This window comes from Arenibaculum sp., assembly GCF_035998295.1.
Classification (GTDB): domain Bacteria; phylum Pseudomonadota; class Alphaproteobacteria; order Azospirillales; family Azospirillaceae; genus DASYHS01.
Genome location: NZ_DASYHS010000186.1, coordinates 1 through 19,004, shown reverse-complemented (window position 1 = coordinate 19,004; position 19,004 = coordinate 1). Strand labels below are relative to the sequence as shown.

The 19,004-nt window shown below is 71.8% G+C and carries 22 protein-coding genes and 1 pseudogene; 9 read left to right on the top strand and 14 right to left on the bottom strand.

Annotated features, from left to right (window positions below):
• Positions 1 to 128 precede the first annotated feature (128 nt).
• Both VGO20_RS18545 and VGO20_RS18540 read right to left on the bottom strand, forming a co-directional pair.
• The gene (locus VGO20_RS18545) at positions 129 to 1,418 is read right to left on the bottom strand and encodes a TRAP transporter large permease (protein WP_327503861.1); all 1,290 of its coding nucleotides are present in this window, start codon (positions 1,416 to 1,418) and stop codon (positions 129 to 131) included.
• A complete protein-coding gene (locus VGO20_RS18540; RefSeq protein ID WP_327503860.1) occupies positions 1,415 to 2,548 on the bottom strand; it encodes an NAD(P)/FAD-dependent oxidoreductase in 1,134 nt (377 codons plus the stop codon). The genes VGO20_RS18545 and VGO20_RS18540 overlap by 4 nt, the downstream gene beginning before the upstream one ends.
• Before the next feature lie 166 nt (positions 2,549 to 2,714).
• Here VGO20_RS18540 and VGO20_RS18535 point away from each other — a divergent pair, with 166 nt between their 5' ends.
• The gene (locus tag VGO20_RS18535) at positions 2,715 to 3,416 is read left to right on the top strand and encodes a helix-turn-helix domain-containing protein (RefSeq protein ID WP_327503859.1); all 702 of its coding nucleotides are present in this window, start codon (positions 2,715 to 2,717) and stop codon (positions 3,414 to 3,416) included.
• On the opposite strand, the gene VGO20_RS18530 is transcribed toward VGO20_RS18535, so the two are convergent.
• The 4 genes from VGO20_RS18530 to VGO20_RS18515 all read right to left on the bottom strand — a co-directional run bounded on the left by VGO20_RS18530 (position 3,360) and on the right by VGO20_RS18515 (position 5,889).
• A complete protein-coding gene (locus tag VGO20_RS18530; protein ID WP_327503857.1) occupies positions 3,360 to 3,866 on the bottom strand; it encodes a DoxX family protein in 507 nt (168 codons plus the stop codon). The genes VGO20_RS18535 and VGO20_RS18530 overlap by 57 nt on opposite strands.
• A complete protein-coding gene (locus VGO20_RS18525) occupies positions 3,863 to 4,654 on the bottom strand; it encodes a DNA-binding domain-containing protein (RefSeq protein ID WP_327503856.1) in 792 nt (263 codons plus the stop codon). Before VGO20_RS18525 ends, VGO20_RS18530 begins: the two co-directional genes overlap by 4 nt.
• A complete protein-coding gene (bufB, locus tag VGO20_RS18520) occupies positions 4,651 to 5,529 on the bottom strand; it encodes an MNIO family bufferin maturase (protein ID WP_327503855.1) in 879 nt (292 codons plus the stop codon). Before bufB ends, VGO20_RS18525 begins: the two co-directional genes overlap by 4 nt.
• A gap of 69 nt (positions 5,530 to 5,598) precedes the next feature.
• Positions 5,599 to 5,889, bottom strand: coding sequence for a BufA1 family periplasmic bufferin-type metallophore (locus VGO20_RS18515; RefSeq protein ID WP_327503854.1), 291 nt, complete (start codon positions 5,887 to 5,889; stop codon positions 5,599 to 5,601).
• 24 nt (positions 5,890 to 5,913) lie between these two features.
• On the opposite strand from VGO20_RS18515, the gene VGO20_RS18510 reads away from it, so the two are divergent.
• Both VGO20_RS18510 and VGO20_RS18505 read left to right on the top strand, forming a co-directional pair.
• On the top strand, positions 5,914 to 6,588 hold the full coding sequence (locus VGO20_RS18510) for a sigma-70 family RNA polymerase sigma factor (protein ID WP_327503853.1): 675 nt from the start codon (positions 5,914 to 5,916) through the stop codon (positions 6,586 to 6,588).
• Complete coding sequence (locus VGO20_RS18505) at positions 6,585 to 7,223, top strand: NrsF family protein (protein ID WP_327503852.1); 639 nt, start codon at positions 6,585 to 6,587, stop codon at positions 7,221 to 7,223. Before VGO20_RS18510 ends, VGO20_RS18505 begins: the two co-directional genes overlap by 4 nt.
• A 7-nt stretch (positions 7,224 to 7,230) precedes the next feature.
• Here the strand turns inward: VGO20_RS18505 and VGO20_RS18500 are convergent, their stop codons facing one another.
• On the bottom strand, positions 7,231 to 8,268 hold the full coding sequence (locus VGO20_RS18500; protein WP_327503851.1) for a GlxA family transcriptional regulator: 1,038 nt from the start codon (positions 8,266 to 8,268) through the stop codon (positions 7,231 to 7,233).
• A 117-nt stretch (positions 8,269 to 8,385) separates the two neighbouring features.
• Between VGO20_RS18500 and VGO20_RS18495 the strand changes: the two genes are divergently transcribed.
• The 3 genes from VGO20_RS18495 to VGO20_RS18485 all read left to right on the top strand — a co-directional run bounded on the left by VGO20_RS18495 (position 8,386) and on the right by VGO20_RS18485 (position 10,656).
• Positions 8,386 to 9,471: a class I SAM-dependent methyltransferase gene (locus VGO20_RS18495; protein ID WP_327503850.1), complete on the top strand. Its 1,086-nt coding sequence runs from the start codon at positions 8,386 to 8,388 to the stop codon at positions 9,469 to 9,471.
• Between the two features lie 11 nt (positions 9,472 to 9,482).
• Positions 9,483 to 10,079, top strand: a complete 597-nt coding sequence (locus VGO20_RS18490; protein WP_327503849.1) for a GNAT family N-acetyltransferase — start codon at positions 9,483 to 9,485, stop codon at positions 10,077 to 10,079.
• 82 nt (positions 10,080 to 10,161) lie between these two features.
• Positions 10,162 to 10,656, top strand: coding sequence for a cupin domain-containing protein (locus VGO20_RS18485; RefSeq protein WP_327503848.1), 495 nt, complete (start codon positions 10,162 to 10,164; stop codon positions 10,654 to 10,656).
• A gap of 45 nt (positions 10,657 to 10,701) precedes the next feature.
• Here the strand turns inward: VGO20_RS18485 and VGO20_RS28640 are convergent, their stop codons facing one another.
• From VGO20_RS28640 to VGO20_RS18460, 5 genes and pseudogenes are all read right to left on the bottom strand, one after another.
• Positions 10,702 to 10,992, bottom strand: a complete 291-nt coding sequence (locus VGO20_RS28640) for a nuclear transport factor 2 family protein (RefSeq protein ID WP_414639849.1) — start codon at positions 10,990 to 10,992, stop codon at positions 10,702 to 10,704.
• Positions 10,929 to 11,081: pseudogene (locus VGO20_RS28635) on the bottom strand (transposase); the annotation flags it as partial. The gene VGO20_RS28640 and the pseudogene VGO20_RS28635, both read right to left, overlap by 64 nt.
• Before the next feature lie 79 nt (positions 11,082 to 11,160).
• Positions 11,161 to 12,501, bottom strand: coding sequence for a TRAP transporter large permease (locus VGO20_RS18470; RefSeq protein ID WP_327503846.1), 1,341 nt, complete (start codon positions 12,499 to 12,501; stop codon positions 11,161 to 11,163).
• Between the two features lie 4 nt (positions 12,502 to 12,505).
• Positions 12,506 to 13,093 (bottom strand): TRAP transporter small permease subunit, encoded by a 588-nt coding sequence (locus VGO20_RS18465; RefSeq protein WP_327503845.1) that lies wholly within the window; start codon positions 13,091 to 13,093, stop codon positions 12,506 to 12,508.
• An 82-nt stretch (positions 13,094 to 13,175) separates the two neighbouring features.
• The gene (locus tag VGO20_RS18460) at positions 13,176 to 14,204 is read right to left on the bottom strand and encodes a TRAP transporter substrate-binding protein (RefSeq protein ID WP_327503844.1); all 1,029 of its coding nucleotides are present in this window, start codon (positions 14,202 to 14,204) and stop codon (positions 13,176 to 13,178) included.
• A gap of 143 nt (positions 14,205 to 14,347) precedes the next feature.
• On the opposite strand from VGO20_RS18460, the gene VGO20_RS18455 reads away from it, so the two are divergent.
• Together VGO20_RS18455 and VGO20_RS18450 are read left to right on the top strand one after the other, a co-directional pair.
• On the top strand, positions 14,348 to 15,103 hold the full coding sequence (locus VGO20_RS18455; RefSeq protein WP_327503843.1) for an SDR family NAD(P)-dependent oxidoreductase: 756 nt from the start codon (positions 14,348 to 14,350) through the stop codon (positions 15,101 to 15,103).
• Positions 15,104 to 15,123: 20 nt separating this feature from the next.
• On the top strand, positions 15,124 to 16,860 hold the full coding sequence (locus tag VGO20_RS18450; protein WP_327503842.1) for an FAD-dependent oxidoreductase: 1,737 nt from the start codon (positions 15,124 to 15,126) through the stop codon (positions 16,858 to 16,860).
• Positions 16,861 to 16,896: 36 nt separating this feature from the next.
• Here VGO20_RS18450 and VGO20_RS18445 read toward each other — a convergent pair whose 3' ends face one another.
• Both VGO20_RS18445 and aac(3)-IV read right to left on the bottom strand, forming a co-directional pair.
• Positions 16,897 to 17,712 carry an IclR family transcriptional regulator gene (locus VGO20_RS18445; protein WP_327503841.1) on the bottom strand — a complete coding sequence of 272 codons (816 nt, stop codon included), beginning with the start codon at positions 17,710 to 17,712 and terminating at the stop codon, positions 16,897 to 16,899.
• A 42-nt stretch (positions 17,713 to 17,754) separates the two neighbouring features.
• Positions 17,755 to 18,552 carry an AAC(3)-IV family aminoglycoside N-acetyltransferase gene (gene aac(3)-IV, locus VGO20_RS18440; RefSeq protein ID WP_327503840.1) on the bottom strand — a complete coding sequence of 266 codons (798 nt, stop codon included), beginning with the start codon at positions 18,550 to 18,552 and terminating at the stop codon, positions 17,755 to 17,757.
• A 141-nt stretch (positions 18,553 to 18,693) separates the two neighbouring features.
• Between aac(3)-IV and VGO20_RS18435 the strand changes: the two genes are divergently transcribed.
• The coding region (locus VGO20_RS18435; RefSeq protein ID WP_327503839.1) for a hypothetical protein at positions 18,694 to 19,004 on the top strand (311 nt) is incomplete at its 3' end.

The window sequence follows — 19,004 nt, the reverse complement described above, 5'->3', positions numbered from 1 at the left end:
AGGTCCGGCGGGCTGTCGAGCGCCACCTTCACCTGGGCCGCCGCCGGGCCGGCGGCGAATGTCGCGGCCAGGGCCGCCACGACTGCCAGTTCGAGTGCCTTCATGGTCCTAAACCTCCTGTTGGATGGTCAGCTTCCCGCGGCGAAGCCGAAGGCGCGCGGAAGGGTGAGGCTGATCGCGGGGAAGGCGGCCAGCAGCCCGAGCACGACAATCTCCGCCAGCACGAACGGGATCACCGCCCGCGCGAGGCGCCAGTAGTCGATCTTCGCCACCGCCGCGACGACCAGCAGGCAGCCGCCGAGCGGCGGCGAGATCAGCCCGATGCACAGGTTGAAGCACAGTACGATGCCGAGATGGACCGGGTCGGCGCCCTGGGCGATCGCGACCGGGGCCAGCAGCGGCACCAGCAGCGCCAGCGCCACCGGCACGTCGAGGACCATGCCGGCGGCCAGGAAGACGAGGTTCATCACGATCATGAACTCGACCGGCCCCAGGCCGAGATCGGTCACGAGCGCGGCGATGCCTTCGGGCAGCCTCTCCAGCGCGCCGAGATGGCCGAGCGCCGCGACGCTGGTGATCAGCATGAAGATCGCCCCGGACAGCACGGCCGTCCGCCGGAGGCCGTCGACCAGGCCGCGCGCGGTCAGGCCGTCGTAGAAGGCGCCGGCGCCGAGCGCTGCCAGCACGGCCACGGCCGCGGCCTCGGTCGGCGTCATCCAGCCGAGCACGATGCCGCCGACGATCACCAGCGGGATCAGCAGCGCGGGCGCCGACCTGAGGAGGGTCGGGCCGAGCGGCGGCGTGTCGGCGCGCGAGAGCTTCGGGTGATCGTCCCGCCAGGCGTAGAAGGCGTTGACGGCGAAGAGCACGGTGGCGAGCAGCAGGCCCGGCAGGATACCGGCGAGGAAAAGGGCGGTCACCGACGTCCCCATCAGCGCCCCGTAGAAGATCAGGATGATGGACGGGGGGATGATCGGCCCGATGATCGAGGACGCTGCGGTCACCGCGCAGGCGTAGGTGGTGGTGTAGCCGCGATCGCGCATCGCCGGCACGAGGGTGTTGGACAGCGCCGCCGCGTCGGCCACCGCCGAGCCGGAGATGCCGGCGAAGAAGACGCTGGTCATGATGTTGACGTGGCCGAGGCCGCCGCGCAGCCGGCCGACCAGCGACATGGACAGCTCGATCAGCACCCGGGTCACGCCGCCGCGGTTCATCATCTCGCCGGCGAGGATGAACAGCGGCATCGCCATCAGCGCGAAGACATCGATCTTGGAGAAGATCTGCTGCGGCAGGACGGCGAGGTAGCGGGCGTTGTCAGTCGCGAGATAGGCCAGGACCGCCGCCGCCCCGATGACGTAGGCGAGTGCCAGGCCCGAGAGAAGCAGCAGGAGGGCGACGAGGGGGACCGCCCAGATCATGCCGCGCGGCCCAGCCGTTGCGGCGACAGCGCCGCGGCGCTCACGCCCTGGTCGGCGACGTCCGGCGGGATCGGCTCGCCCCGGATCATGGCGGCGGCGGTGCGCGCCAGCGCGGGGGCGGTCTGGATGCCGTACCCGCCTTGCCCCGCGAGCCAGAAGAACCCCGGCGCGCCGGGATCGAAGCCCGCGACCGGCGTCTTGTCCGCGACGAAGGACCTGAGTCCGGCCCATTTGTTCTCGATGCGCCCGACCGTGATGTCGAAGGCGCGCTCGATCCGGTCGATGCAGATCGCGACGTCGATCTCCTCCGGCTGCGCGTCGCAGGGCGGCGAGGGGGTCTCGTCGGCCGGCGAGATCAGCAGCCGGCCGGCGTCCGGCTTCAGGTAGAACTGCTCATCGATGTCCACGACCATCGGCCAGCCATGGGGGACGGCGCCGCCGGGGGCGGACACGACCAGGGCGGTGCGCCGCTTCGGCACCAGGCCGATCCGCGGCACCCCGGCCATGGCCGCGACCTCGTCCGCCCAGGCCCCGGCCGCGTCGACGACGACTTCGGCGCGGATCGTGCCGCCGGACGTGCGCAGCGCCCAGCCGGCGCCGGACCGTTCCAGCGCCAGCAGCTCGCACCGCGTCCTCAGCACGCCGCCCCGGGCGCGGAACTGGCGGAGATAGCCCCCCTGGTGCAGCGCATGGACGTCGATGTCGCGGGCACCCGGCTCGAACACCGCGCCGGCGACGTAGCCGGCCCGCAGCAGAGGCATCATCGCCAGGGTCCGGGCGGCGTCCAGCCGCGACACCGGCGATCCCGCGGCGACCTCCGCCATCATCTCGTCGGCATGCGCGAGCTGGTCCTCGCGCGCGATCAGGAGCACGCCGCGCGGCGTCAGCAGCGGGGCGTCGCCGAAGCCCGGGGGCGGGGCGCCGTAGAAGCCGCTGGACGCGCGCGACAGCGCGCGGATGACCGGCGGGCCGTAGGTCTCCGAGAACAGCGCGGCGGAGCGCCCGGTGGTGTGATAGCCGGGCTGGTCCTCGCGCTCCAGCAGCGCGACGCGATGCGACGCGCTCAACTCGCTCGCGACCGAGGCGCCGGCGATGCCGGCGCCGATGACCGCGACGTCGAAGGTTTCCACTGCCTGCCCGCCCACTGCCTGCCCGCCCACTGCCCGCCTACCCGCTGTTCATGCCGTCGTACCGCATTCCTGAGAGACCGTAGCAAAGGTTTTCCGATCGGAAAACATCGTTTTTCGCATCGGAAAATTGTGGACGGTGGCGGCGGCCGGCCCTAGGTTCCGTTCCATGGGCGAAACGGCGAGAACAGCGGACGGCAGCGCCAGCCGCCGCATCCGGATGGGCGAGCGGCTGCGCAAGATCCGGCGAGACCTGGGACTGACGCTGGCCGAGGTCGCCGAACGCTCGGGCCTCGCCATCTCGACGGTCTCGAAGATCGAGCGGGGGGTGATGGCGGTCACCTACGACCGCTTCAGCCAGCTCGCCGAGGGCCTGGGCGTCGATATGGGCGAGCTGTTCTCGGAGCGCGGCGACCGGTTCCGCCCCGGCGGCGTGGCCGTCGCCCGCACGGGCGAGTTCCGCCTGCACGAGACGGAGAACTACGTCTACGAGATGCTGTTCCCGGAGCTCTGGCGCAAGGCGATGACGCCGATGATGGGCACCCTGCGCCCGTTCGAGACGATGCGCTTCGAGCGTTTCGTCAGCCATCCCGGCGAGGAGTTCCTGTTCGTCGTCGAGGGCCGGGTCACGGTGCGTCTGGAGGACATGGAACCGGTCGTCCTGGAGCGCGGCGAGAGCATCTATTTCGATAGCCGCCGCGGCCATCTCTACGCGTCCGCCGGGGACGGCGACGCGCGCATCCTGGTGGTGTGCAGCGGCGTCGCGGCACCGGTGTCGGCCCCGGGTTCGGGGAACGGGGCCGAAGCCCCGTCCTCAGGACCGGAGGACGAACCGGTCGGCGGACAGGCGTCCGCCCCCATGGACCAGTAGCGCCAGCGCCATGGCCGCCCAGGGCAGGTGGAAGTTCGCCCAGCCCTCGGGGATGGTGAGCTGGATCACGGCCGTCATCGCCAGCAGGCCGAGGGCGGACAGGCGGGTCGCAAGGCCCAGCACGAGCAGGACCGGCAGCACGATCTCCGCCAGACCGGCCAGATAGGCCATGGCCAGCGGCGCAGGATAGGGGTAGGCGGCACCGAAGAGGTGCAGCTTGAACTCCTGCGTGAACAGGTAATGCGCGCCGGCGGAGAGCTGGAGAAAGCCGTCCCACTTGGTCAGGCCGGACTTGAAGAACGGGACGGCGAGCGCGAAGCGCAGCGCCAGCAGCGGCAGGTCGGCCGGCACCGCGGCGAGCAGCCGGTCGGCCTGGTGGAACAGCCGCGCGAGGATGGGGGCGTCCCCGCCGGCGGTCCCGTCGGCCGTTCCAGGGGCATGGTCGGTCATGGCGAAGTCCTTTCGGTCGCGGTTTGCCGGGCGGTGAAGGCGCCGGTGCGGACCAGGCCGACGAGGGCGCGGCCGGGATCGAAACCGCCGTCGCCGGCTGCGCCGGCCAGGGCGGCCTCGGCCGCGGCGCCAATGGTAGCGCCGGCCAGCAGCGCGGCGGCGAACGGCGCGTCGCCGGGCGGCAGGATGTGGAGCTGCACCGTGGCGGCCGGCCGGGTGACCAGCACGGCCTCCGGGCGCCAATCGGCGACGGGGGCCACCGTCGGGCCCTGGTGCGCGGACCAGATCGAGCCGATCGGGTGCGCCGACGTCACGAGGGCGGCGGCGGGGTGGGCGGCCAGACGGTCGAGCAGCAGCGCCTCGGGCGGGCCGACCGACAGCGCCTCGAGGGCCAGCGGCTCGGCCTCCGCGGCATGGTAGGCGCGCGACCAGGCGACCTCCAGCCGGGCCACGTCGGCCAGATAGGGCAGGCCGCGGGCCGGGGGGAAGCCGGCGATGAAATCGGGAAAGCCGCCCCCGTACTCGAACATCAGCGGCGAGGACGGCTTGCGGGCGTCGGCGTGAAGGCGCGCCATCGCGCGGAAGAACGCGTCGCCGACCAGCCGCGCCGTCACCGGGAAGCGGGCCTCGAGCGCCGCGACGAGCGCCACGAAGACGTTGTTGCGGTGGACCGCGAAGCGGGCGGCGTCCGGGGTCCCGCGCGGCGACACGACGCCGGCCGGAACGGGAAGGGCCGGGTCGAGCAGCGCGGCGGCGAAGGCGGCCTTGGCCGCGCAATGGCCGGTCATGCCGCACTCCGTGTAACGGCGGCGGCGGCGATCGCATCGTCGATGCGGGACGCCTCGGCGAGGAGCGTGTCGAGGCCGGGCACGTGGTTGTCCCATTCGATCAGCGTCGCCGTCGGGCCGGTGCGGCGCAGCGCGCGGCGGTAGAGATCGAACACGTCCGGCCGTACGGCCGAGCCGTGGGCGTCGATCAGCAGCCGGTCGCCGGCGCCGTCCACGGTCTCGTCGTAGCCCGCGAGATGGATCTCGCCGACGAGGTGTACCGGAAAGCGGTCGACATAGGCGGCGGGGCCGAAGCCGCAATTGACGGCCGAGACCATCACGTTGTTGACGTCGAGGAGCAGCCCGCAGCCCGTGCGCCGCGCCACGTCGTGCAGGAAGTCGGCCTCGTCGATGCGGCTGTCCGCGAGCAGGACGTAGGCCGACGGGTTCTCGAGCAGCAGGCGCGCGCCGACGGCCTGCTGGACCGCGTCGACATGCGCGCAGACGCGGTCGAGCGTCTCCTGCGTGTAGGGCAGCGGCAGCAGGTCGGGGAGGTAGCCGGCACCGTGGCTCGACCAGGCGAGGTGCTCGGAGAAGGACTGCGGGCGGTAGCGCTCGACCAGCGCGCGCAGGCGGGCGAGATGCCGGCGGTCGGGCGGATGGGCGCCGCCGATCGACAGGCCGACGCCGTGCAGCGACAGCGGGTACAGCGCCCGGATCTCCTCCAGGAACCGGTGCGGCGGGCCGCCGGCCCCCATGTAGTTCTCGGCATGGACCTCGAAGAAGCCGACATCGGGCCGGTCGTCGAGGATGCGGCGGTAGTGCCCGGGCTTGAGGCCGAGGCCGGCGCGCTGCGGCAGGCGGGCGCACACGGGGCTATTGCTGGCGAGGGGCATGGGCGGGTCCTCGGCGGTGCGGCGGGGAAGGCCCGGCGGCCGGGCCTCCCCCGCAATCAGGTCTGCGGATCAGGTCTGCGGCAGGTCGCGTTCCAGCGCCTCCAGCGAGCCCATGCGGTCGCCGGGGAGCATCATCGTCGTGCAGGTCCCCGCCGGGACGGCCTTCCAGGCATTGCCCTGGTAGTCGATCACCGAGGTGCCGGCGCAGGTCGTGCCGGGACCGGCCGCGCAGTCGTTCTGGCCGGCGAGCGCCACGCCGTAGCACTTCTCCGTCTCCTGCGCGTGGGCGGGTGCCGCGAGGCCGGCGAGGGCGGTCGTGAGGGAGGCGGCAAGGGCGAGGGTCAGGGTGCTGCGGTTCATGATGTGCTCCTTGGTCGGGAAGGGATGTCGGCGCCGGTATCGGCCCGACGTTTGACCTTTCGGAGCAGGGGGAGGGTTCATTACACTCCCTCCGTGAAATTTTTTCGGCCGGCCCGTAACGAACGGGCGGCGGGAGCGAATGATGGGATAGGCCCGGGCACGGACGAGGAGGCGAGGCTCGCCGGTCTCATGCGGTCGGCGATCGCGGGAGACGAGGCGGCCTACGCCGAATTCCTGCGCGACGCGGCCCGGCTCGTCCGGGCGCTGGCGCGGCGCAAGCTCGGGTCGGGAAGCGGCATCGATCCGGAGGACGTCGTGCAGGAAGCGTTGCTCGCGATCCATTTGAAGCGCCACACCTGGCGCAGCGACGAGCCGATCCTGCCCTGGCTGGCGGCGATCGCGCGCTACAAGGTCGTCGACGGCTTCAGGCGCAGGGGGCGCCGGATGGAGGTGGACATCGAGGACTACGCCGAGTTCCTGGAGGCGCCGGCCGCCGACATGCTCGGCGAGCGGGACATAGGCCGCGCGATCGCCGCGCTGGCGCCGGGCCAGCACAAGGTGGTGGCCTCGGTCGCGGTCGACGGCCGCTCGATCCGCGAGACCGCGGCCGCGTTCGGCATGACCGAGAACGCGGTCCGGGTCGCATGGCACCGGGGCCTCGCGGCGATCGCGGCGAAGTTCGGGCGGACGGGGAAATGAAGACCGACGACCTCATCCGCTCGCTGGCGGCCGACACGCCGCCGCGCGCCGCCTCGCCCGACCGCCTGTTCCAGGTGGCGTTGGCCGCCGCGGTGCTCGTCGCCGCGGCGCTGTTCTTCGCGACGCTCGGCCCGCGAACGGATATCGGGCAGGCGGCGCAGTCCGTCCGCTTCCTGTTCAAGTTCGCCGTGACCGGCGCCCTGGCCGCGGCCGCGTTCCACCTGGTGCGGCGCCAGGCCCGGCCGGGGGCGGGGACCGGGGGCGCTGCGCGCATGCTCGGGCTCGTCCCGGTCCTGCTGGCGGCAGGCGTCGCACTGGAACTGGCGGCCGTGCCGCCGGGCGACTGGGCCGCGCGGCTGGTGGGCACCAACGCCGCGGTCTGCCTGACCTTCATCCCGCTGATCGGCGCGGCGCCGCTGGCGCTGTTCCTGCTGGCGCTGCGCGCCGGGGCGCCGACCCGTCCGGCCGCGGCCGGGGCCGTCGCGGGCCTTGTCGCGGGGGGCATCGCCGCCGCGTTCTACGCCGCCCATTGCACCGACGATTCGCCCCTCTTCGTCGCGACCTGGTACGGCCTCGCGATCATGGGGCTCACGGTGGCGGGCGCGCTCGGGGGCCGGCTGTTCGCCCGCTGGTGATCGCGGGTCAAGCGCCGCGCCGCAGCCGGGCGAAGGACTGGAAACGCTGGCGGTAGCGGGCCGGCGTGATGCCGGTGCGCCGCTTGAACAGGCGGCGGAAGAAAGCCGGATCCTCGTAGCCGACGACATGGGCGACGGCCTCGGTCGGCTCGCCGGTCGTCTCCAGGAGCTGCTTGGCCTCCTCGATCCGCAGCGCCTGGACGTAGTCGACCGGCGCGTAGCCGGTCGCCGCCTTGAAGCGGCGCTTGAAGGTCCGTTCGGGCAGCCCCGAGGTCTCGACCATGCGGGCGACGGGGTTGGCGGCGGCGTAATGGTCGGCGATCCAGACCTGGCACCGGCCGATCACCGCGTCGCCGTGCCGGCGCGCAGGCGCCATGGCCGAGAAGGGGAGCTGGCCGTCGCTGCGGTCGCCGAGCACGAAGATCTTCGCCGTCCGAACGGCCTCCTCCTCGCCGCAGAAGCGCGCGATCAGGTGGAGAGCCAGGTCTTCCCACGAGGAGGCGCCGCCGCCGGTGATGACGCGGTGCTCCGGGCCGGCCGGGCACAGGATGCGTTCGGGGCGCAGCCGCACGGCCGGATAATGCCGCCTGAAGACCTCGGCGGCGCTCCAATGGGTCGTCGCCTCCAGCCCGTCCAGCAGCCCGGCCTCGGCGAGGAAGATCGAGCCCGTGCACACTGAACAGACGAGCGCGCCCTCGGCGAGACGGTCGTGCACCCATGCGGCCTCGGCAGGCCAGCGTCCCTGTGGATCGGTGTCCGCCGGCACCGTCAGGTCGGTGACGACGACGACGTCGGTCCGCGCGACGTCCGCCAGCGCCCGCTGCGGCGCGATGGGCATCCCGATCGCCGAGATGAACGGCTCGCCGGTCCGGGCGACGATGCACGGCTCCATCCGGCGCCCCCGCGCCGGGGTTCCCGTCAGCAGGCCCCAGGTGACGCCGACCGAGGCGAAGACCTCGAACAGGCCGTAGAGCGCCGCCGGGGTCGACTCCGGCAGCGCCAGCAGGCTGACGGATACCGGGGGAGCTTCTGGTGAGGCGATCATGGAGCGAGGATGGCACGAAAGCCCCGTTTTCGTCCATTCCGCCACTCGAACGGACGCGGCCGTCCCGGCAATCTCCCGTCCGCACCCCACCTGACGACAGCCGAAAGGAACCTCCCCATGCCGGACGTGTCCACCCGAACCCCTTCCTTCGACCCGGCCGCCGCCGAAGCGTTCGCCGGCCGCATCGGTACGGTCCTCGATTCGGGCGCCGTCGCGGTCATGATGTCGATCGGCTATCGCGCCGGCCTGTTCGAGACGATGGCGGCGCTGCCGCTGTCGACCAGCGACAGGATCGCCGCCGAGGCCGGGCTCGCCGAACGCTACGTGCGCGAATGGCTCGCCGTCATGGTGACCGGCCGCATCGTCGCCTATGATCCGCGGACGCGCGGCTATTCGCTGCCGCCCGAGCATGCGGCCTGCCTGACGCGCGCCGCGCCGCTCGGCAACATGGCCGTCTATGCGCAGCACGTGGCGCTCCTGGGCGCGATGCAGGAGCCGGTGCTCGACCGCTTCCGGAACGGCGGCGGCACGTCCTACGGCGACTATCCCTGCTTCCACCAGATCATGGCCGAGGACAGCGCCCAGACCGTCACGGCTTCGCTGTTCGACGCCATCCTGCCACTGGCGGACGGAGTGGTCCGGCGCCTCGGCGAAGGCATCGACGTGATGGACGCCGGCTGCGGCCGCGGCTCGGCCCTGCTGGCCATGGCGCGGCGCTTTCCGGCGAGCCGCTTCGTGGGCTGGGACCTGTGCGAGGACGCCATCGCCTTCGCCGCCGCGGCGGCGCGCGATGCCGGCCTCGGCAATATCCGCTTCGAGGTGCGCGACCTGACCGGCTACGATGAGAAGGGGCGGTTCGACTTCGTCACCACCTTCGACGCCGTGCACGACCAGAAGGACCCGCAGGGTCTGATCCGCAGCCTCCACGGAGCCCTGCGGCCGGGCGGGGTCTACCTGATGCAGGACATCGGGGGTTCCGCGAAGCTGGAGGACAACCTGGACTTCCCGATGGCATCCCTGCTCTACGCCGTGTCCTGCGCCCATTGCACCCCGATATCGCTGGGGCAGGGTGGTGCCGGCTTCGGTACGATGTGGGGTTGGGAGACCGCGGAGGCCATGCTGCGCGAGGCCGGGTTCCGTGAGGTGAAGCGCCATGTCCTGGCGCACGACCCGATGAACGTGTGGTTCGTGGCGCAGGTTTGAGGGAGGCGGCAATGGTGGATGTGGCACAGGTCGAGGATGCGATGATCCGTCCGGCGACACCGTCCGACGCGCGGAGTCTGGCGGAGCTGATCGAGATCGCGGGCGGAGGCATTCCAGGCTGGCTCTGGTCGCAGATGGCCGAACCGGGCGAGACCCCGCTCGATGTCGGCGAGCGGCGAGCCCGGCGCGAGCAGGGCGGCTTCTCCTATCGCCACGCGACGGTGGCCGAGATCGGCGGGGCGGTCGCGGGGATGATCCTCGCCTATCGGCTCGACCCCGTGGACGAGGAGGAGATCGCGGCCGCGCCGGACCTGGTCCGCCCGTTCCTGGAGCTTGAACGGGAGGTGCCCGGCAGCTTCTACATCAACGCCTTCGCCGTCTACGAACCCTATCGCGGGCGAGGCCTCGGGACCCGCCTCGTCGAGGCGACCTTCGGCCACGCCGCGCAGGCCGGCTGCGGCACGCTCAGCGTCCAGTACTTCTCGCAGAACCCGCGGGCGGGGGCCTTCTACGAGCGCCACGGCTTCCGTTTCCTGGCCGAAAGGAAGCTGGCCGCGCATCCGGCCTGCCGCTACGACGACCGGACCGTGCTGCTGGTCCGGGGCTGATGCCCGTGGTGTCCCCCTTGCGACATGCCGGGGCGTTCTGCCATGACTGTCGGTCGGCGATCCGCTGACAGGAGCAAGTGACATGAGTTCGGATGTGCAGGGGACGGGGCCGTCGGTGCCGGCGATCGACGCGGCCGCGGCGCCTCCCCGCGTGAAGCCGTCCAACTATCCCGAGCCCTACGCCACCATGATGGCCGGGCGGGTGAAGCGGCCGCTGGGCGACCTGTTCGGCCTGCGCAACTTCGGCGTCAACCTGACGCGCCTGCCGCCGGGCGCGATCTCGGCCCTGCACCACGTCCATTCGCGCCAGGACGAGTTCATCTTCGTCCTCGAAGGCCGGCCGACCCTGGTCACCGGTGACGGGGAGGTCGATCTCGAACCCGGCAGATGCGCGGGCTTCCCTGCGGACGGCTCCGCGCATCACCTGGAGAACCGGACCGAGGCCGACGTCGTGTACCTGGAGATCGGCGACCGCTCGGCCGGCGACGAGGTTTCCTACCCGCGCGATGACCTGGTCGCCGCCCTCGGCCCGGACGGCAAGTGGCGCTTCACGCGCAAGGACGGCACTCCGTGTTGAGGGGCCGTATTGAGGGGCCGTTCCGGCGTCGCCGGGCGAGGCTGCTCAGGCGCCCTTGACGTAGCCCATCGCTTCGACGATCAGCCCGTCGCGCACGCGCATCAGATTGACGCCGCGCACGCAGCCGTCTTCGCCCTCGCCCCAGAAATAGCGCCACCGGATGATGGCCCGATCGCCCATGACGGTCACGTCCTCCGGTTCGAAGCGCGTGCCGGGCTGGGTCGCGATGCGCCGCCACAGCTCCAGGCACGCGTCGGTGCGACGCGGCCGGCCAGCGGCTCCAGGCTCTTGCGCTCGCCAGGCAAGAGAAGTCCGGCGACGTACAGAGGCGCCCAATGCCGCTGCGCCTCGTGGCCCAGCCGCTCCAGGTACGGTGCCAACCAGCGTTCCAGGTCCACCGTCCAGGTCTCGTCACCCGCACCCATCGCACCCTCTTGAAAAGAAGGCCCCGACACGCTCAACAGACGAGAGAATCACCCTTACACGCGGGTTGGCAAAGTAGTGCTAGTGCACCAGCAGCCGCTCGGGCAGCCAGGTGACGATCTGCGGAAAGGCGATCGCCAGCCCGAGTGCGGCGAGCTGGATCGCCACGAAGGGGACGATGCCGCGGTAGATGTCGCCGATCGTGACGCCTTCCGGCGCGATGCCGCGGATGTAGAACAGCGCGTAGCCGAACGGCGGGGTCAGGAACGAGGTCTGCAGGTTCACCGCGAACAGCACGGCGAACCACAGCATCGTCTGGCTCTCGGTCATGCCGAAGTCCAGCCCGGCGATCACCGGCGCCACCAGCGGCAGCACGACCAGCGTGATCTCGACCCATTCCAGGAACATGCCCAGCACGAAGACCAGCAGCATGATCATGAACAGGACCTGGTAGGGGCCGGCGTCGTCGCCGCCGAGCAGGCTCTCGATCAGCCCGTCGCCGCCCAGCCGCTTGAAGACGACCGAGAAGATGGTCGCCCCGATCATCACGAAGATGATCATCGCGGAGGTCTTGGTGGACTCGCGCAGCGCGTCGGCGAAGGATCTCCACGACATGTCCGGCGCGGCCAGCGCCAGCACCAGCGCGCCGACCGCGCCCAGCGCCGCCGATTCCGTCGGTGTCGCGATCCCCGCGATGATCGACCCCAGCACCGTGACGATCAGGGCGAGCGGCGCCAGCAGGTCGCGCGCGAGGTCGGCCAGGCGGCGCCCGAGGCCGACCGAGTCGCCGCGCGGCAGCGGCGGCATCAGCCGCGGGCGCAGCAGGCCGAGCACGACGATATAGGCCAGGTACAGCCCCGCCAGCAGCAGGCCCGGGAAAACCGCGCCCATGAACAGGTCGCCGACCGAGATGCGCAGCGTGTCGCCGAGGATGATCAGCATGATGCTCGGCGGCAGCAGGATGCCGAGCGTGCCCGACGCCGCGATCAGCCCGGTCGACACGCGCGCGTCGTAGCCGTTCGCCAGCATGGCCGGCAGCGCCAGCAGGCCCATCAGCACGACCGAGGCGCCGATGATGCCGGTCGAGGCGGCCATGATCACCCCGATCAGCGTCACGGCGACGGCGTAGCCGCCGGGCAGCGGCCCGAACAGCCCGGCCATGGAGCGCAGCAGGCGCGCGGCCACGCCGGAGCGTTCCAGCATCAGGCCCATGAAGACGAACAGCGGCACGGCGATCAGCAGCCAGTTCGTCAGCGTTCCCGAGTAGATCCGCGACACGCCGAGCGACAGGAACAGCAGCGGGATGTCGGCCAGGAACGTGAACGCCACCCCCGTGCCCGCCAGGACGAAGGCGACCGGGTACCCGGCGAAGATGCCCACGAACAGCAGCGCGAGCATGGCCAGCGGCCAGGCGTGATCCATTCCTTCAGTTCCCCGTTTCGGACGGCGCGGCGTCCGGCCGCCAGGCCTCGACCGCGGAGCGGACCGCGCGCGCGGCCCCCATCAGCGTCAGCAGCCCGAACCCCAGCGGCAGCACGGCCTTGATGATCCAGCGGTCGACCAGCCCGCCATAGCTCGACGCCTCGCCGCTGACGAAGGCCCGGACCGCGAAGTCGTAGGAGAACCAGGTCATCAGCGCGCAGAACGGGACCAGGAACAGCAGGTCGCCGGCGAACCGGACCAGCGCCTTCGTCCGCGGGCCGAAGCGTGCCGCCAGCACGTCGACGCTGACATGGGCGTCGGTGCGCAGCGCGTAGGCGCCGCCCAGCAGGGTGAGGACGAGGAACAGATGCCATTGGACGTCGAGCAGCCCGTTCCCGGTCAGCCGCTCGCCCAGGAGCGGCAGGGGCGTCCCCCAGTCGAGCAGGACGTTCAGGCGCAACTGGGCCGCCACGACGGTCAGGGTGACGGCGGCGACGAGGGGAACCAGCAGCCAGGCGGCGGCCCGGCCGAAGGCGGCGCAGGCGTCTTCGACGGCCGAGCACGCCCTGACGAGTGACGACGCGAACGACAAGGCACGGGTCTCCGGGTTGGGGAAGGGCTGCGGCCGGCCGGTCGCGGGGACCGGCCGGCCCGCCGGCGTGACGCCGGACGCGTCAGCGCGGCAGCTGCTGCAGGTCGCTCCAGCGGCCGACGCGCTCACTATAGGCCTGGATCGACTCGTAGGCCTCCTTGAACAGCGGGTCCTTGGCCGCCTCTTCCTGCAGGACCTCGGCCGAGGCCTGCCTCATCGCGGAGAGCACCTCGTCGGGGAAGCGGCGCACCTGGACGCCGGCCGCCTCGATCTTCTCCAGCGCCTCGATCTGCGCGTTCATCTGGTCGTAGAGGTTGTAGGTGATGTTGGCGTGGCACGCCTCGGTCATGATCTTCTGGTTGTCGGGCGAGATCGAGTTCCAGACGTCCATGTTGATGATGATCGAGTCCCAGCTCGCGGGCTGGTGCCAGCCCGGGAAGTAGTAGTTCTTGGCGATCTGCTGGAAGCCGAAGCCGATGTCGAGCTGCGGGGCCGAGAACTCGGTCGCGTCGATCCGCCCGCGCTCCAGCGAGACGTAGATCTCGCCCGCGGGGACGAGCTGCGTGTTCGCGCCGAGCCGCGCCATCGCCTTGGCCCCGAGCCCGGCGATCCGCATGTTGAGGCCCTGGAGGTCCGCGGCCGTGTTGATCTCCTTGTTGAACCAGCCGCCGGCCTCGGGCACGACGAGATGGCAGGGGATCACCTTGACGTTGTGGGGATCGTAGGCCTTCTGGATGATCTCCAGCCCGCCGCCCTGGAACATCCAGCCCAGGAACAGCATCGGGTCCGGCCCGAACGGCATCGAGCCGACGAGGTTGGCGACCGGGATGCTGTCGGCCCAGTAGCCGATCCAGTCGAAGCCCATCGGGATCGCGCCGCTGCTGACCGCCCCGAACACCTCGAAGGGTGGCACGAACTCGCCGGCGCCGTGGACCGTGACGTCGACCTCGCCCTTCGTCATCAGCCGGACATTGTCCGCCCAGCGTACCGGGCTCGGGCCGATCGAGGGGACCTGGAGGCCGAAGGTGCTCTGGAGGTCGTAGCTCTCGGCCTGCGCGGCGCCCGCCGTCAGGGCCAGGGCGGCCGTCGCCGCCAGGAATGCGCGTCTCATCTCTCGCTCCCTCCCGATAGGGGTCGGTTTGTTCGTTTCGTTCCCGACTGGCCGCGATGCAATAGACTTGTTGCGTCAGCCGGCGTTCCCATTAGACTTCATTGCGAATGCGTTCGCAATGGACGAATTTTGGGGATCGCGAGATGCAGGGACTTCTGACGGGCGACGTGGCCGTCGTGACCGGCGCCGCCCGGGGCAACGGCCGGGCGATCGCCTTCGGGCTCGCCGCGCAGGGGGCGGCGGTCGCCGCCTTCGACCTGGATGGGGAGGGGGCGGCCGAGACGGCGCGGCGCTGCGCCGGGCTTTCCGAGCGGGACGCCCATTCCGCCCGGCTCGACGTGTCGGACCTGGAGGGCTGCCGCGCGGAGGCGGCACGCGTGGCGCAGCGGCTCGGGCCGGTCTCGGTCCTGGTCAACAACGCCGGCATCCTGCCGCGCGGCGGCTTCGCCGAGATCACGGACGAGGACTGGGAGGCGGTGCTCCGCGTCAACGTGACCGGCGCCCGCAACGCCTGCCTCGCCTTCCTCGACCAGCTCCGCTCCACCGGCGGGCGGATCGTGAACCTGGCCTCGATCCTCAGCTTCACGGGGGCGCCGCTCGTGTCGGGCTACGCCGCCAGCAAGGGGGCGGTGGCGCAGCTTACCAAGGCGCTAGCGGTCGAGCTGGCGCCGGACGGCATCCGGGTCAACGCGATCGCGCCCGGCGTCATCGAGACGCCGATGACCGAGGCGACCCGGGCCAACCCGCAGGCGCTCGGCCGGTTCATGGCCCACACGCCGCTGGGGCGGGTGGGCAAGCCGGAGGAGCTGGCGGGGCCGGTGGTCTTCCTCGCCTCCGCGATGTCGAGCTACGTCACCGGAGTGATCCTCCCGGTGGACGGCGGCTATCTCGCCGCCTGAGCAGCAGGAAACGTACGAACATGACCAATACCCCGATGGACACGACGGACGCGCCCCGCGTCCACGACTGCGACCTGCTGGTGGTCGGCACGGGGGCGGGAGGGCTGTCGACGGCCGTCACCGCCGCGATCGCCGGCCTCGACGTGCTGGTGGTGGAGAAGGCGCCGGTGTTCGGCGGGACCACCGCGCGCTCGGGCGGGTGGCTGTGGATACCGGGCAACCGGCATGCCCGCGACGCCGGGTTCCAGGACAGCAAGGAGGAGGCGCGGACCTACCTCCAGCACGAGGCCGGCAACCATTTCGACCCGGACCGGGTCGACGCCTTCCTCGACGCCGGGCCGGAGATGGTCGACTTCTTCGAGAAGAACACCTCCGTGCGCTTCGTGCTCGGCCCGACCTTCGCCGACTACCATCCCGACGCCCCCGGCGGGAAGGATGGCGGCCGTTCCATCTGCGCCGAGCCGTTCGACGCGCGCGGGCTCGGCGGGAACGTTAAGAACCTTCGCCCGCCGCTGCGCGAGATCACCTTCCTCGGCATGATGATCGGGTCGGGCAAGGAACTGCTGCATTTCTTCAACGTCACCCGCTCGCCGGTCTCGATGGCGTTCGTCGCACGGCTGCTGGCGCGCTACGGCAGCGACCGGCTGCTCCATGGCCGGGGCATGCGGCTGACCAACGGCAACGCGCTCGCCGGGCGCCTCGCCAAGTCGGCCTTCGACCTGGGCGTGCCGATCTGGCTGTCGTCCCCCGCGAAGGAGCTGCTGGTCGAGGACGGCCGGGTCGTGGGGGCCGTGATCGCGAAGCCGGACGGAGAGGTCCGGGTGCGGGCGCGCCGGGGCGTCGTGCTGGCCGCCGGCGGCTTCCCCTGGGACCTGGACCGGCGCCGCCGGCTGTTCCCGCACGCGCCGACCGGGCGCGAGCACTACACCCCGGCGCCGGAGACCAACACCGGCGACGGGCTGCGTCTGGGCGAGGCCGTGGGCGGGCGCGGCCAGTCGGAGCTGCCGAACGCGGCGGCCTGGGTCCCGGTGTCGCAGGTGCCGCGGCGTGACGGCAGCTTCGGCGTGTTCCCGCATTTCGTCGACCGCTCCAAGCCCGGCGTGATCGCGGTCAACCGGCACGGACGGCGGTTCGTCAACGAGGCGAACAGCTACCACGACTTCGTCCAGGCGATGCGCGCCTCCTACGATGCGTCCGACCCGGGCGAGGTCTGCGGCTGGTTCGTCTGCGACCACAAGACGATCCGGCGCTACGGCCTGGGCTTCGCCAAGCCGGCACCACTGCCGCTGCGCCCGTACCTGAAGTCCGGCTACCTCGTGCGCGGGGACACGCCGGAGGAGCTGGCGCGCAATGCCGGCTTCGACCCGGCCGCGTTCCGCGCCACGCTCGACGCCTTCAACGGCCCGGCGCGCCGCGGCGAGGACCCGGAGTTCCACAAGGGCAGCACGTCCTACAACCGCTCGCTCGGCGATCCCGACCACCAGCCGAACCCCTGCGTGGCCCCGGTCGAGCAGGGACCGTTCTACGCGGTCAAGGTGGTGGTCGGCGACCTCGGCACCTTCGCCGGGCTGAGGACAGACCGCTACGCCCGCGTGCTGCGCGCGCAGGACGGCAGCCCGATCGACGGGCTGTACGCCGTCGGCAACGACATGGGCAGCATCATGGGCGGCAACTATCCCGGCGGCGGCATCACGCTGGGCCCGGCGATGACCTTCGGCTACATCGCCGCGCGCCATGCCGCGGGGCGGATCGGCTGAAGGACCGGGAGCGTTTCAGGACGGACCGCGGACGCCCTACTGCGCCATCTCGACGGCGGGCCGGTCGGCGACCGGCCCGCGCCAGCCCAGCTTGCGGCTGAGCCCGCGCGTGAAGTCGAGCAGGGTACGGACATGGGGGCCGTCGGCGGTGATGTCGATGCTCTCGGTCGGCCCGATCAGGGTGACGGCGAGCTGCATGCGGCCGCCATGGTCGAAGACCGGGGCGGCGGCGGCGCTGATGCCGGGGACGGGCTTGTCGAGGGTCGTGGCGAAGCCGGTCCGCCGGATGCCCTTGATCTCGGCCTCGAACGCCTCGCGGCTGCGATGCGCCGAGCCGCTCTGCACCTTCGCGCGCTCGATGTCGTGCTCCAGCACGGGGATCACCATGCTGGGCGGCAGATGGGCGGCGAAGACCCGGCCCGTCGCCGTGCCGCCGACGTTGAACACGCCGCCCGCGCGCACGTTGGCGTGGATCTGGTGGCCCGCCTCCTGGACCAGGACGATGGTCGGCCCGTAGGTGCCCCAGACCGTCAGCGCGACCATCAGCCCGACCCGTTCCGCCAGTTCGGGCGCGCCGGCGGCCGCCATGCGGTAGGGGTCGGTCGCCCGCAGCCGGGCGAGGCCGACATGGAGCGCGAACGGCCCGAGCCGATAGCGGCCGGTGTCGGCGTCCTGCTCGACCATGTCCATCTTGCGCAGGCTGACCAGATGCGCGTGCGCCTGCCCGGGCGTCAGCTCGGCGAGGCGGGCGACGTCGCGCAGCATCAGGGGCTGCGGCGCGTCCGCCAGGATCGCCAGCAGCCGGCAGGAGACTTCGACGGTGCGCACGCCGCGCTGAGAATCCGATGCCATCGTCGCCTGTTCCGTGGGGTTCCGGTCCGTCGAGCCATCAGATTACGTCGCGACCGCCGCCGGGTCCACGCTCCGCCGGGCCTCGTCGCATTCTTCGCATCCCTCCCCGGGCGGGTGCAGGAACAGGAGCGGGTCGCGGGCGAGCGCTTCCAGCGCAACGGCGACGACGTCCCGCGCGCGCAAGAGCCGGGCATGCGCATGCCCGACGCGTCCCTCGGCCTGGAGGCCGCGTGCGCGCAGCCAGCCGTCGGCGAGCGCGAAGCGCTGACAGCAATGGTCGTTCTCGCGGTAGTCGACCCGCACGGCGCGCCCGTCGCGCAGGGTCGTGCAGTGCTTCGGCACGCCGTAGGGGACGCGCGCCAGCAGTTCCGCGAGATGGAGGGTCGTGTCGGCGTCGTGCCCGACGCCGAGCAGGAGCACCTGGCCGTCCAGTCCATGGACGCGGCCGATCGGGCCTTCGGGTGCCGCGGGCGGCAGCGGCAGGGGCGTGTCGACGACCCGCGCCGCCGCGGGGCCGAGGGCGGCGCAGGCGAAGGGGTGGTCGCTGCGCAGGACGCCGGGCAGGCGCCGAAACGTCTGCGCGAGGACGCCGAGATCCTCCGCCGCCGGCGTCGTCGCCGGGTCGAACGGCGCGTCGTCGTCACCCGTCCAGGACGGCATGACCAGCGTGCCGTCGGGGCCGAGCGCATCGCCCAGCGCCGCGATCAGGCCGTGCGGCCCGCCCTCGACCGGCCGCACGGCCCGGAACGAGGCATGGACGAGCAGCACCCCGCCGCGGCGGACGCCGAGGGTGCGGAGTTGGGCGGCGAGTTCGGTACGACTCACCTCGAATCCGGACATGCCTCGCCTCCGATCACCGCGATCCCCATCCGGTTGAATACCTCTTCTCCCGAGCTTGTGGGAGGGGATATTCACGCCTCTTGACTGTAGTCGGCATATGTTCTCATATTGTTCCTTCTACCGGAACGAGGAGGACATCCCATGGCCGCTACCGCCGCCGCGCCCGACGCCCAGCCGCTGGCACCGAGCATCGAGCTGTTCTGCCGCATCGCCGCGCGGGGCGCGCCCCTGGCCGAGGCCGCGCGCCGCGCCGGCTGCGCGCCCGGTTCGGCGCCGTGGGCGCGCGCGGACGTCCGGGCCCGCCTTGTCGCGCTGTCCGCCGAGGAGGAGAACCGGCACGAGGCCCTCGTCGAGCAGATGCGCCGGCAGCACGACGAGCTGTACGGCAAGCTGGTCGAGCAGGGGCAGTTCCCCGCCGCCGCTCGCCTGCTGGCCCACCGGTGGCGCTTCGA